The 13,893-nt window shown below is 30.3% G+C and carries 15 protein-coding genes; all 15 read left to right on the top strand.

Annotation, left to right across the window (positions count from 1 at the left end):
* Window positions 1-50: 50 nt before the first annotated feature.
* The 15 genes from B5F09_RS00420 to B5F09_RS00350 all read left to right on the top strand — a co-directional run bounded on the left by B5F09_RS00420 (window position 51) and on the right by B5F09_RS00350 (window position 13,886).
* On the top strand, window positions 51-4,370 hold the full coding sequence (locus B5F09_RS00420; protein ID WP_087370488.1) for a PolC-type DNA polymerase III: 4,320 nt from the start codon (window positions 51-53) through the stop codon (window positions 4,368-4,370).
* Window positions 4,371-4,468: 98 nt separating this feature from the next.
* Window positions 4,469-4,936, top strand: a complete 468-nt coding sequence (rimP, locus tag B5F09_RS00415; RefSeq protein ID WP_087370485.1) for a ribosome maturation factor RimP — start codon at window positions 4,469-4,471, stop codon at window positions 4,934-4,936.
* A gap of 13 nt (window positions 4,937-4,949) precedes the next feature.
* Window positions 4,950-6,251: a transcription termination factor NusA gene (nusA, locus tag B5F09_RS00410; RefSeq protein ID WP_087298472.1), complete on the top strand. Its 1,302-nt coding sequence runs from the start codon at window positions 4,950-4,952 to the stop codon at window positions 6,249-6,251.
* A gap of 11 nt (window positions 6,252-6,262) precedes the next feature.
* Entirely contained in the window at window positions 6,263-6,520 is a 258-nt protein-coding gene (gene rnpM / locus B5F09_RS00405) for an RNase P modulator RnpM (protein WP_087298473.1), read from the top strand.
* The gene (locus tag B5F09_RS00400; RefSeq protein WP_239404197.1) at window positions 6,492-6,809 is read left to right on the top strand and encodes a ribosomal L7Ae/L30e/S12e/Gadd45 family protein; all 318 of its coding nucleotides are present in this window, start codon (window positions 6,492-6,494) and stop codon (window positions 6,807-6,809) included. Before rnpM ends, B5F09_RS00400 begins: the two co-directional genes overlap by 29 nt.
* 4 nt (window positions 6,810-6,813) lie before the next feature.
* Window positions 6,814-8,667, top strand: a complete 1,854-nt coding sequence (gene infB / locus B5F09_RS00395; protein ID WP_087298475.1) for a translation initiation factor IF-2 — start codon at window positions 6,814-6,816, stop codon at window positions 8,665-8,667.
* A 10-nt stretch (window positions 8,668-8,677) separates the two neighbouring features.
* The gene (gene rbfA, locus B5F09_RS00390; protein ID WP_087298476.1) at window positions 8,678-9,034 is read left to right on the top strand and encodes a 30S ribosome-binding factor RbfA; all 357 of its coding nucleotides are present in this window, start codon (window positions 8,678-8,680) and stop codon (window positions 9,032-9,034) included.
* A 92-nt stretch (window positions 9,035-9,126) separates the two neighbouring features.
* On the top strand, window positions 9,127-10,266 hold the full coding sequence (nagA, locus tag B5F09_RS00385; protein WP_087370480.1) for an N-acetylglucosamine-6-phosphate deacetylase: 1,140 nt from the start codon (window positions 9,127-9,129) through the stop codon (window positions 10,264-10,266).
* 1 nt (window position 10,267) lies between these two features.
* Window positions 10,268-11,146 (top strand): aldose 1-epimerase family protein, encoded by an 879-nt coding sequence (locus B5F09_RS00380; protein ID WP_087298478.1) that lies wholly within the window; start codon window positions 10,268-10,270, stop codon window positions 11,144-11,146.
* Between the two features lie 38 nt (window positions 11,147-11,184).
* Window positions 11,185-11,358, top strand: a complete 174-nt coding sequence (locus B5F09_RS00375) for a sporulation protein Cse60 (RefSeq protein ID WP_087298479.1) — start codon at window positions 11,185-11,187, stop codon at window positions 11,356-11,358.
* A 90-nt stretch (window positions 11,359-11,448) separates the two neighbouring features.
* Window positions 11,449-11,598: a DUF1540 domain-containing protein gene (locus B5F09_RS00370; RefSeq protein WP_087298480.1), complete on the top strand. Its 150-nt coding sequence runs from the start codon at window positions 11,449-11,451 to the stop codon at window positions 11,596-11,598.
* Window positions 11,599-11,683: 85 nt separating this feature from the next.
* Window positions 11,684-12,184 carry a membrane lipoprotein lipid attachment site-containing protein gene (locus tag B5F09_RS00365; protein ID WP_087298481.1) on the top strand — a complete coding sequence of 167 codons (501 nt, stop codon included), beginning with the start codon at window positions 11,684-11,686 and terminating at the stop codon, window positions 12,182-12,184.
* Window positions 12,168-12,887, top strand: coding sequence for a pseudouridine synthase (locus tag B5F09_RS00360; RefSeq protein ID WP_087370477.1), 720 nt, complete (start codon window positions 12,168-12,170; stop codon window positions 12,885-12,887). Before B5F09_RS00365 ends, B5F09_RS00360 begins: the two co-directional genes overlap by 17 nt.
* A 32-nt stretch (window positions 12,888-12,919) precedes the next feature.
* Complete coding sequence (gene trmB, locus B5F09_RS00355) at window positions 12,920-13,573, top strand: tRNA (guanosine(46)-N7)-methyltransferase TrmB (protein WP_087370475.1); 654 nt, start codon at window positions 12,920-12,922, stop codon at window positions 13,571-13,573.
* Window positions 13,566-13,886, top strand: coding sequence for a thioredoxin family protein (locus B5F09_RS00350; RefSeq protein WP_087298484.1), 321 nt, complete (start codon window positions 13,566-13,568; stop codon window positions 13,884-13,886). The genes trmB and B5F09_RS00350 overlap by 8 nt, the downstream gene beginning before the upstream one ends.
* Window positions 13,887-13,893 lie beyond the last annotated feature (7 nt).

Below are 13,893 nucleotides of genomic sequence, written 5' to 3'. Positions count from 1 at the left end.
CATTTTATTATGTTATAATGATTGCTATGAAAGAAAATAAGGGTGATTAAATGGAAGATAGATTTTTAATACTGTTAAAAAATTTAAAAATTGAACAAAGTACCGATGAATTAAAGAATGGGAAAATTGATAAAGTTGTCGTCGCTAAAGATAATAGTTATATTTTTTATTTATCATTTGAACATATGTTACCTTTTAGTGAATTTCAACTATTAATTACAAATAGAGAGCATTTTCCATATCCAGTTAGTTATCATCTTACTTATCAAGATGATAACTATGATCAAGAACAATTATCATTATACATTGGTTATGTTTTAGAACAATTAAAACAAGAATATCCTGTTTGTGCCACTTTAACAATCGATAGTATTAAAGTAGAAAATAAAATTAAAATTGAAACTTGTAATGAAATCCAATTAGAACAATTAAAACAATTAAATAGTCAAATAACAAAAATGTTTTCTAGAATTGGTATTAATAAAAACTGTGAATATTTTATTGATGAAAATAATAATACTTTTAAAAATATTCAGGCTGAAATGGAAAATCCAGAATTACCAGTAATTGAAAAACCTAAAGAGGTTAAAACAAAACCAGTTAGCCAGGATAATAATTATTATCGAAACAATTCAAGACAAAAAAATAATGCAATTTCTTTACGTATTGAAGAAATTACTAACCAGACAATGGAAAATAATATTGTTATTACTGGTTATGTTTTTAAAACTGATTTAATTAAAATTAAATCAGGAAAACATATACAAAGTTTATGGGTCACTGATTATACTGATTCAATTATTGTTAAAAGATTTGAAAATAACTCTAAAAATACTTTAGAAGAATTAAAATTAGTTGGTAAAGGCGGTATATGGGTTAAAGTTCGCGGTGAAGTTCGTTTTGATAGTTATTCTAAAGAAACTGTAATGATGGCTAGAGACTTAGAAATAATTAAAGGGCCTGCTTCTAGACAAGATAAAGCTGAAGTAAAAAGGGTAGAGTTACATACTCATTCTAAAATGTCAACTATGGATGGTATAAGCACTATTAGTCAGTATGTTCAAACTGCTGCTAAATGGGGACATCAAGCAATTGCTATTACTGATCACGAAAATGTTCAATCTTTTCCTGAAGCGCAAATCGCAGCAGGGAAAGCAGGTATAAAAATGATATATGGAATTGAATTTAATATGATCGATCCAGTATTAAATATTGTCTATAATCCTATTGATACTTCTATTGAACATGCTACTTATGTTTCTTTTGACTTAGAAACAACAGGACTTTCAGTTATCCATGATGGAATAACTGAATTTGGTGCAGTTAAAATAAAAAACGGTGAAGTAATTGATCGGATGCAAACATTTATCAATCCAGAAAAAACTATTTCTTCAAGAATCAGCAATTTAACTAATATTACAAATGATATGGTTAAAAATGAAAGAACAATTACTGAAGTATTACCAGAAATAATCGATTTTTTTGATGACTGTATTTTAGTTGCTCATAATGCAAGTTTTGATATTGGTTTTTTAAATGAAAATTTGCGTCGTAATAATATGCCTGAAATAAAAAATCCTGTAATTGATTCCTTAGCTTTAGCAAGAGCAATTTTAAAGCCATTAAAATCATATCGTTTAGGAAATGTATGTCGTTTATATCGTGTTAATTATGATGATGAAGTTGCTCACCGTGCTGATTATGATGCGCAGGTATTAGCTGATGTATTTACAATGATGTTACATCAGATAATGCAAGGTGGTAAATATAATTTATTAGACTTATGTGAACTAACAGGTGATGATATTTATAAAATAGTTTATCCATATCATATGACAGCATTGGCTCTAAATAAAAAAGGGTTAAAAAATATGTTTAAACTAGTTAGTGAATCAAATACGGTATATTTCCATGGAAGTTCTAGAATTCCTAAAGAACGTTTAGAGTTTTACCGTGAAGGTTTATTGTTTGGTACTAGCTGTTATAATAGCGATGTATTTGAAGCGGCTTTAAATCTATCTGATGATAAATTACAAAAAGCAATGGAATTTTATGACTATGTCGAAATTCAACCGCTTGATGATTATAACCATTTAATTGATCGAGGTAAATTACAAAGTAAAGATGAATTAATTAAATCGCTTTGTCGAATAGTTGATTGTGCTAAAAAGTTAAATAAAATAATTGTTGCAACTGGAGACGTGCATTTCTTGGATCCTAAAGACAAGATATTTAGAGATGTATTTATTTCTAATCCAACGATTGGAATCGGACATCGAGCTCATCCATTATGTAACCGTCATGATCCAAAAGCGCCTAATCCTTGTCAATATTTTAGAACAACAGATGAAATGATGGAATGTTATCCATATCTACCTCAAGATGAGGTTTATGAATATGTTGTTACTAATACTAATAAAATTGCAGATATGGTTGAAGAAATTAAACCGGTTCATGATAAACTGTTTACACCAAAAATTCCGGGTGCTGATGATAATTTAAAGAAAATCTGTTATGATACAGCCCATCAAATGTATGGTAATCCTTTACCATCAATAGTTGAAAAAAGGTTGGAAAAAGAATTAAGTAATATTATTAAACATGGATTCGGGGTTATTTATTATATTTCTCACTTACTAGTAAAAAAATCTAATGATGATGGCTATCTAGTAGGATCGAGGGGGTCTGTAGGTTCTTCGTTTGTAGCTACGATGGCTGGAATTACTGAGGTTAATCCCTTACCACCTCATTATATTTGTCCTAATTGCTGTCATAGTGAGTTTTTAGAAGAAGGTGTTGTCAGCGATGGTTACGACTTAGAGGATAAAGCCTGTCCAAAATGTGGAGCAATCATGAAAGGTGAAGGTCATAATATTCCTTTTGAAACTTTCTTAGGATTTAATGCTGATAAAGTACCGGATATTGATTTGAACTTCTCAGGTGAATATCAAGCTAAAGCTCATGCATTTACTAAAGAAATTTTTGGTGAAGATCATGTCTTTAGAGCTGGAACTATTTCTACGGTCGCTGAAAAAACGGCTTATGGTTATGCTAAGGGATATGCAGAGTTGATGGGTAAAGAAAATTCAATTCGATCAGCTGAATTAGAACGAATAGCAGCTGGCTGCGGTGGTGTTAAAAGAACAACGGGGCAACATCCCGGTGGGATAATTGTAATTCCAGGTGATATGGATGTTTTTGATTTTACACCTTATCAATATCCAGCTGATGATTTAACAGCAGCTTGGCGAACAACCCACTTTGACTTCCATGCTATTCATGATAATGTCTTAAAATTTGATATTTTAGGTCATGTTGATCCAACTGTAATTAGAATGCTTCAGGATTTAACTAGAGTTGATCCTAAATCAATTCCTACTAATGATAAAAAGGTCATGAGTTTATTTACAAGCAGTGAAGCATTAGGATGTAATTTGGATTTTATTGGTTGTAAAAATGGGGCCTTAGGCTTACCGGAATTTGGTACTACTTTTGTTCGTGGGATGCTTGATCAAACTAAACCAAAAACATTTAATGACTTGGTAATTATTTCAGGTCTATCTCATGGAACTGATGTTTACTTAGGAAATGCAGAAACTCTTATTAAATCAGGAACATGTACTCTTTCAGAAGTAATTGGATGTCGTGATGATATCATGGTATATTTAATTGAAAAAGGATTACCAAATAAAGATGCTTTTGATATCATGGAATGTGTTCGTAAAGGTAAGTCACCAGCTGTTTTCCCAGAAAAACAATATGAAGAGTTAATGAAAAAACATAATGTTCCTCAATGGTATATTGATTCTTGTAAAAAAATTAAATACATGTTCCCTAAAGCCCACGCTGTTGCTTATGTATTATCGGCAATTCGTGTTGCCTGGTGGAAAGTGTATTATCCGCGAGAATATTATGCTGTTTATTTTTCAACTCGTTGTGATTTCTTTGAAATTGAGACTTTAATTAAAGGTAAAGATGCGATCATGGCTCGTCGTAATGAAATTATGCAATTACGCCAGGAACACAGTGCTTCAAATAAAGATGAAGGTCTATGGGATGTTTTTGAAATTGCATTAGAAATGATCGAACGTGGCTATCATTTTAGTCCAATTAGTTTAGAGTATTCACAGGCTAACAAATTTATTCTTGATCCAAATGATGAAAAAGGATTGATTCCACCGTTTAGTGCTATTGATGCTTTAGGTGATGCTGTTGCTTCAACTGTTGTTGAAGCTAGAAAAAATGGTCCGTTTTTATCTAAAGAAGATGTGGTAAAAAGAACTAAATTAAACAACTCGCATATTAAAACATTATCAAAAATGGGTGTTTTTGATGGTATGCAGGAAAGAAACCAGCTTTCACTTTTTTAAATATTGCATTGATAAAAAAAGTGTGTTATTATAATTGTAGTTTCATAACGGAGCGGAGTGGGGCAACCCACTCTTTATTATTGAATAGAGGTGAGATGATGGAACTTTTACAAGAGATTAAAACAATAATTGAACCGATTTTACAAGAACATGATGTTTATTTAGATGATATGGAATATGTTCAAGAAAATGGTGAATGGTATTTACGTATTTTTGTCGAAAAAAACTTAGGATCATTAGACATGGATACTTGTGTTGCTGTTAGTGAGGCAATTAGTGAAAAATTAGATGAAACAGATCCAATTAAAGGTGAATATTATTTAGAAGTTTCTTCACCTGGAATTGAAAAACCATTAAAAACATTTGAACAAGTAACAGGAGCTATAGGTAAATATGTCTATGCAAAATTCTACAATCCAACGGCAGGAATGGATGAAGTAGAAGGTTACATTAAAGGAATTGAAGATAAAACGATTGAATTTGAATATTTAGTTAAGAATATTAAAAAGAGTATTAAAATTGACTATGGCAATATTAAATTTATAAGACTGGCTGTTAAATTTTAGGAGGAAATAAAAAGTGGCAGGAAAAAAATTCATGGATGCATTAAATTTATTAATTGAAGAAAAAGGAATTGAAAAAGAAGTCTTTTTAGATATGCTTAAAGAATCAATTGCAAAAGCATATAAAAAGAATTATTTAAGTTCTGATGCAAATGTCCGTGTAGAAATTAATGAAAAAACAGGTAAATTTAGATTGTTTGAATTAAGAACTGTTGTTGATGATTTAGAAGATGAAGATATTGAATTATCATTAGAAGAAGCACAAGCTATTAATCCTAAATATCAAATTGGAGATGTAGTAGAAACTGAAGCTGATGTTGAACATATTGGTCGTTTAGCAGCAATTCAAACAAAACAATTATTTAGACAAAGAATTCGTGAAACAGAAAAAGAAACATTATATAATGAATTTGCAGATAAAAAAGACGATATCATCACAGGAATTGTTGATCGTGTCGAACCAAATTTCGCAATTATTAATATTGGAAAAACTGGTGCTTTTTTAGCTGGAAATAAACAAATTCCTGGTGAAAAATTAGTAGAAGGACAACATTTAAAAGTATATGTAAGTGATGTTGACCGTGGAACTAAAGGTACTCAAATAGTTGTAAGTCGTACTGAACCAAACTTTGTTAAAAGACTATTTGAACTTGAAGTTCCTGAAGTTTATGATGGAACTGTAGAAATTAAAGCTGTTTCTAGGGAACCTGGTGAAAGAAGTAAAATGGCTGTATATACAAGCAATGAAAACATTGATCCAATTGGTTCATGTGTAGGTCCTAAAGGAAGTCGTGTTAAAAATGTTGTCGATGAATTAAATGGTGAAATGATCGATATTATTTTATGGAATAGCGATCCTGTTGTTTTTATCTCTAATGCACTAAGTCCTTCTGAAGTTAAACATGTGTCTATCGATGAAGAAAAACATAGTGCTTTAGTAATTGTACCTGATGATCAGCTTTCATTGGCAATTGGTAAACGTGGTCAAAATGCTCGCTTAGCAGTTAGACTAACAGGATGGAAAATTGATATTAAGTCACTTAGCGAAGCGAAAGAATTAGGTTTAATTGATCTTCCTGAAACAGTAGCTGAACCTGAAACTTTAGTAGATGATGATTTCGAAAAAGAATTTGCTCAAGAAATGATGGAAGAATCACATGAAGAAGAAATCGTTGAGCCTCAAGAAACTACAAATGAAGTCGTAACTGATTCATATGATGATGATTATGATGATTTTGATGACTACGATGATGAATACAGCAAGTATGATGAAGAAATTGATTATGATGAATACGATAAGTACTATGATGATAAATAAGGAGTGGTAGAATGCGTAAAATCCCATTAAGAAAATGTTTAGCGACAGGTGAACAATTACCAAAACAACAATTAATTAGAGTTGTTCGTAATAAAGAAGGGGAAGTATTTGTAGATCCAACTGGAAAAATGAATGGTCGTGGTGCTTATTTAAAACGTAGTCATGCTGCTTTTGAAAAAGCCAAACAAAAAAAACTACTTGCTCGAGCTTTGCAAGTAGAAATACCTGAAGAAATTTTTAGTGAATTGGAAAAATATGCCGATGAATAATGCTTTAAATATTTTAGGTTTGGCTTCAAGAGCTCGTAAAATTGTTACCGGTGAAATGCTGATAACGATGGTTAGAAATAATCGTGTTCATTTAGTAATTATTGCAACAGATGCTAGTGCTAATACTAAAAAGAAGCTAGTTGATAAATGTACTAGTTATAATGTGGAATATATTATTACTAGTAATATTCAAGAATTATCTAGAGTCATTGGTAAGTACAATCGTGTTGCTGTTGGGATTCAGGATGCTGGATTTGCAAAATTATTTAAAGAAAAGATAGGAGGGTGAATGTATGGCAAAACATAATAAACACAATAAAAATAAAAAGGGTGCGCCAAAAAAGAAACAATTACAATCAAATTTTCCAACTAAAAAAGATGAAAAAGAAGTAAAAGATGGTGTTATCGTTTATGAAGAAGGTATCACAGTTGGTGAATTAGCAGAAAAAATTGGACAAACCCCTGCAAATGTAATTAAAGTTTTATTTTTACTTGGAATGATGGTTACTATTAACTCTTCTTTAACAGATGAACAAGTCGAATTGATTTGTTTAGAATATGGCTTTGATACTGAAAAACATGTTGAAGTAAGTGAAGTAAATTTTGAAGAATTAGAAGTTCAAGATGATGAAAAAGATTTAGTGCCAAGATGTCCTGTAGTAACTATTATGGGACATGTTGACCATGGGAAAACAACTTTACTAGATACAATTAGAAAATCTGCAATTGTTGAAGGTGAATTTGGTGGTATTACCCAACATATTGGGGCTTATCAAGTTGATGTAAATGGTAAAAAAGTTACCTTCTTAGATACACCAGGGCACGAAGCGTTTACAGCAATGCGTGCTCGTGGAGCTCAAGTTACTGATATTGTAATTATTGTTGTAGCTGCTGATGATGGTGTTATGCCACAAACTAAAGAAGCAATTGACCATGCTAAGGCAGCAAATGTACCGATTGTTGTTGCAATCAACAAAATTGATAAAGAAGGTGCTGATCCAGAAAGAATTAAAGGAGAAATGGCTGAACAAGGTCTTTTACCTGAAGAATGGGGTGGAGATACAGTTTATTGCGAAATTTCTGCTAAAAAAGGAATCGGTATTGATGAGTTATTAGAAACATTAACAGTTGTAGCTGAATTAGCTGATTTAAAAGCTAATCCAAATCGTTATGCATATGGTAGTGTTGTTGAGGGAAAACTAGATAAAGGCCGTGGACCGGTTGCAACATTATTGGTTTCTAATGGTACTTTACGGGCTGGAGATCCAATTGTTGTTGGAACTTGTTATGGACGTGTTCGTCAAATGTTAGATGATCGTGGTAAAATCATTAAAGAAGCTTTACCAGCTACTCCAGTAGAAATTACTGGATTAAATGATGTTCCTGTTGCTGGTGATAAATTCATGGTTTTTGAAAGTGAAAAACAAGCTCGTAGTGTTGGTGAAGCGCGTTTACGTGCTAAACAGGATAAAGAACGTAGTACTGGAGCAGCTTTATCACTTGATGATTTATTCTCACAAATTAAAGAAGGAGAAATTATCGATTTAAATATTATTGTTAAAGCTGACGTTCAAGGTACTGCTGAAGCGGTTAAAGCTTCACTAGAAAAAATTGATGTTGAAGGGGTTAGAGTAAACGTTATCCGTTCAACTGCTGGTGGAATTTCAGAATCTGATGTTTTATTAGCGTCAGCATCTAATGCTATTATTTATGGTTTCAATGTTCGTCCTAATGCAAAAGTTCGACAAAAAGCCGAAGAAGAAGGTATTGAAATTAGACTTCATAACATTATTTATAAAATGGTTGAAGAAATTGAAACCGCAATGAAAGGTATGCTTGCCCCTGAAGTACAAGAAGTTATTACTGGACAAGCTGAAATTAGACAGGTAATTAGAATTTCTAAAATTGGTAATATCGCTGGATGTTATGTAACAGATGGTTATATTCGTCGTAATTGTGGTGTTCGTTTAATTCGTGATGGTGTTGTTGTTTATGAAGGTAAATTAGCATCATTAAAACGTTTCCAAGACGATGTTAAAGAAGTTCAATCAGGTTTTGAATGTGGATTAAGCATTGAAAACTACAATGATATCAAAGAAGGAGATATCGTTGAAGGATATATTATGGAAGAAGTAGAAAATAAGTAGGTGATATTTAATGGTCTTAAAAAAAGATAAGATGAATGGGATAATTCAACGTGAGTTATCACAGATCCTTCAGTTCGAAGTAAAAAATTCAAAAATTGGATTTTGTACTATTACAGCTGTTGAAACTACTAAAGATTTGTCTATTGCAAAAGTTTATGTTACTTTTTTAGGAAAAGATGATACTAATTATGATAAGAAAATGGAAGCTTTAGAACGTTCTAAGGGATTTATTCGTTCTTTGCTTGCAAAAAGACTAACAATTAGAAAAGTACCAGAATTAAAATTTGTTCTAGATACATCTTTAGAATATGGAAATAGAATTGAAAAAATTATTAATGATTTAAATCACCAGGATAAATCGGAATAGCATTTTTGCTATTCCTTTTTTCTTTATTATCATAGTTGTTTCATCTTGATGTTTTTGTGGTATAATATTTTATATGTAGGAGGATTATAATAATGAAATATTGTATTTTAAACGGGAAAGTTATTTTAAAAGATCAAGTAATTGATGCAAATGTTTTTGTTAGTGGAAGTAAAATAACAGAAATTTCTAAACGTCAGCCTGAAGATGAAACAGTAATTGATGCTAAAGGACGTTATGTTTCACCAGGATTTATTGATGTTCATAGTCATGGTCGTGGTGGTAGTGATACTATGTATCCTACTTTTGATGATATTAATACAATTACGACAGCTTCTATTAAAACAGGAGTTACTAGTATTTTGCCAACAACAATGACAATGTCGGTTGAAGATACTTATGCTGCAATTAAAAATGTTGCTGAAAATATTGATAAAGTAGATGGTAGCAAAATTTTAGGAGTACATATGGAAGGGCCTTTTTTCAATAAAAAATATAAAGGAGCTCAACCAGAAGAATTTATGATTGAACCTACTGTTGAAAATTATCATGCTTTAACTGGTGAATATGACTGGGCAGTAAAAAAATTAAGTTTAGCTCCTGAAAGAGAAGGGTGCATACCTCTAATTGAATATTTAGTTAAAGAAGGAGTAACTGTTAGTATTGGTCATACTGATGCAACTTACGACCAAGCAGTAGCTGGTATTAATGCTGGCGCTACTTCTGGTACACATACTTATAATGCAATGACACCATTAACACATCGTAATCCAGGTGTAGTTGGAGCAATAATGAGTCATGATCAAGTATATGCTGAATTGATCTTAGATGGAATTCATGTTAGTTTCCCAGCTGCAAAAGTATTATTAAAAGCAAAAGGTTTAGACAAAGTAATGTTGATTACCGATTCAATTGAAGCTTCTGGATTACCTGATGGTCAATATAAATTAGGAAATCAGCCTGTATATGTTAAAGATAATGCAGCTAGATTAAAAGATGGGACATTAGCAGGTAGTATTTTAGCTTTAAATGATGCAGTTAAAAATGCTTATAAAAATTTAGATTTAACTATTTATGAAGCTGTTAATCTAGCTAGTTATAATCCAGCAAAAAACTTAAATTTAATTGATTTAGGTGAAATTGCTGTTAATAAAACTGCCGATATCATTATGTTTGATGATGATATTCGAGTTGATTTTGCTATGGTTGATGGCAAAATAAAAATAGGAGGTTAGTATGGTTGTTTTAAAAAATAATTATTTAGAAGTTACACTAGCAAATAAAGGTGCGGAAATTATTAAAATTGTCGGTCAAGAAGATCATATTAACTATATGTGGCGTCGTGACCCTATTCAATGGGCAAATAGTGCTCCGATTTTATTTCCAATAGTAGGTGCTTTAAAAAATAATGAATGCCGTATTGATGGTAAAGTATATTCAATGACGCAACATGGTTTTTCACGTCATAATGAATATGTTGCTAATCAAATTAGTGATGAAGAAGTTGTATTTACATTAACTTCAAATGAAGAAATTGCTAAACAATATCCTTATTTATTTAAATTAGATGTTACTTATAAATTGGAAAAAAATGTATTAGTATGCAATTGTAAAGTTACTAATATTGATGATAAAATAATTTATTTCCAAATTGGAGGACATCCAGCATTTGCTTGTCCATTTATGGATGATGAATCAAGTAATGATTATTATTTAGAATTTAGTGAAAACGAAACTTTATCACAAAAAGTAATTGATGTTGCTAGAAAAGGAATGTCACGTACAACTATTCCATTTTTTGAAAATGAAAGAAGATTTTTTGTCCGTCAACAATTATTTAGTAATGATGCTATTGTTTTTAAAGATTTTAAATCAGAGTCAGTATCATTAAAATCTTTGAATCATAATAAATCAATAGTATTTCATATGCAAGGATTTAATCATTTAGGATTATGGGCTGCTAAACATGTTGGTGGTTTAATTGCAATTGAACCATGGGTTGGTCATAGTGATTATGTTGATTTTGATGGTGAATTTAAAGATAAAGAAGGCATTGTATCATTAGAACCAAATCATGAATTTGAATGTACTTTTAAAGTTGAAATCAACCAATAATGACATTTATTTTAAATGTTATGTAATATTATTTTTACATGAAGGTAAAAATAATTGAAAAGACACATGAATTAGATTTAGAAGATGAGATCAATGATTTTCTAAACGAAAAAAAACCAATTATATTATCAATGCATTATCAAGTGGCAATGACATTTTCAAATGAGTTAGAATATAGTTTTAGCTGTTTGATTGTATATGAGGATAGTTAGTTTTTAAGGCTATTTAAAGATAGCCTTTTTTGTTTAATAATTTGTATAGTTTTAAAATAAAACGGTAAAACTATCTATGGAGGTGATTTCATGGCACGAGGTGTAAGTTGTCAGGTTGATAGTTGTGTTTATAATGATAATTGTAGTTGTAATGCTAAAGAAATCGTTGTATGCAATTGTCATTGTAATGAAGCAAGAGAGGTACAAGAAACTGCTTGTAAAACATTTAAATGTAGATAGGAACGTCAAGTTCCTATTTTTTTATAAAACTTTAAAAGATTTACTATTGATACAAAATTCATGATATAATGATAACGGTGATTGCATGAAAAAAATATTATTAGTTATTATGAGTTTATTGATTTTAACAGGCTGCAGCAATGAAAATAAGGAAGTTGAAATAGATAATAAATATTATAAACAATATCAAAAATATGAAGAAAAGTTAAATGAAGCTAAAGATTTTGAAACTGAAATTACTGATTTTTCAATTAGATTAGTTGTTAACGAAACTGATCAAAATGAATATCGTTATGATGTTATTATTGACAGTCCTAATGTAAATATGTATTATTTACAAGCAATAGCAAAAGTTGAAAATGATGAAAATAGTAGTTTACCAACCCTTGGGGTATTAGAGGAAAATAATTTTTCTTTAGTACCTAATGTAATTGATAAGGAAAAAGGAATTTATAAAGGAGTAAATTTATCGGGAATTACTAATAAATCAGAATTTAACGTATATGTTTATTTAACATATTATTTAAGTGAAAATGATACTAAAAAAGTAGAAAGGTATATAATGTTATATGGAAATGCGGCTTGATAAATTATTAGCAAGTTATGGAATTGGTTCTCGAAAAGAGGTCAAAAATTATATTCGTAAAGGTTTTGTTACTGTAAATGGTAAAATTATAAAAAATGATGATTATAAAGTAGATTACCAGCAAGATGAAATTATTTTTGATGGTGAAGTAATCGAATATCGTCCTTATGTATATTTGATGCTGAATAAACCACAAGGTTATGTTTGTGCGACTAAAGATAATTTGCATCCAACTGTTTTAGATTTAATTTTTGGTTATGAAAACTATGATTTGTTTCCAGTTGGACGTTTAGATTTAGATACTGAGGGGCTTTTGTTAATAACAAATGATGGTGATTTTGCCCATCGATTATTAGCACCTAGCAGACATCATTCTAAGGTATATTTTGCTTCAATTGAAGGTAAAATGAACCAGGAGGATGTTGCAGCATTTAAACAGGGAATTGTTTTAGATACTGGATATCGCTGTAAAGAAGCTAATTTAGAAATTTTAGAAGAAACTGAAACAGGATGTAATGTAAAAATAGAAATATTTGAAGGTAAATTTCATCAAATAAAAAAGATGGTGGCTGCATGTAATAAAAAGGTCATCTATTTAAAAAGACTTTCAATAAAAAATTTACAATTGGATCGAACATTGGAATTGGGGGATTTTAGAGAATTATCTCCTATGGAATTAGTCGACTTGATGAATGATTTATGATAGAATTACTTTATATGTAAAGGGGAGTTGTAATGCGTTTAAGAAATAATCCAAAAGCTTATGATATTATGAAAGAAAATGATTCTTTTGTAATCATAGAACCAGAAAAATGTAAAAATAAATGGCACGAGGTATTTGGTAATGATAATCCGATCTATATCGAAATTGGGATGGGAAAAGGAGATTTTATTTATCAAAATGCTTGTCGTTATCCTGATATTAATTTTATAGGTATTGAAAAGTTCCCTAGTGTTCTTGCTGCTGCAATCAACAAGGTGAATAAACAGGAAACTAAAGTAAGTAATATGAAATTAATTCATTATGATGCAATTGAATTAAAAAATATTTTTGCTAATGGTGAAGTTGATCATATATTTTTAAATTTCAGTGATCCTTGGCCTAAAAATAGACATGCTAAAAGAAGATTAACATCGAAACAATTTCTTTCAGTGTATCAGGATATATTAGTTTCAAAAGGAGAAATTGAGTTTAAAACTGATAATCGTGGTCTTTTTGAATATTCATTAGTTTCTTTAAATCAATATCCAATGGATTTATTATATGTAAGCTTAGATTTACATAATAGTCCTGAAAATGAAACTAATATTATGACTGAATATGAAAAAAAATTTTGTGAGAAAGGACCAATTTATAAATTGGTAGCTAGGTATCGAGAAGATGGATAAATTAATAGAAATAAAAACTATTGAAGAGTTTGATAAAGTACGGGTTGGTAAAACAATTTTTATGTTTACGGCTGATTGGTGCCCTGATTGTATGTTTATAAAACCATATATGGGTGAAATTGTTGATAATAATCCAGAATTTAAGTTTTATGTAGTTAATCGTGATAATTTGATTGACTTGTGTAAAGATTTAGATATTTTAGGGATTCCATCATTTATTGGATATAATGATCAACAAGAAATTGGTCGTTTTGTAAGTAAATTACGTAAAACAAAAGAAGAAATACAAGCATTTATTGATAGTTTAAAATAAGAGGTGT

Source organism: Erysipelatoclostridium sp. An173 (genome assembly GCF_002160495.1).
In the GTDB taxonomy this organism is placed as follows: Bacteria; Bacillota_I; Bacilli_A; order Erysipelotrichales; family Coprobacillaceae; genus Thomasclavelia; species Thomasclavelia merdavium.
The sequence above is the reverse complement of the archived record's forward strand: the minus strand, read 5'-3'. Positions and strand labels throughout refer to the sequence as shown.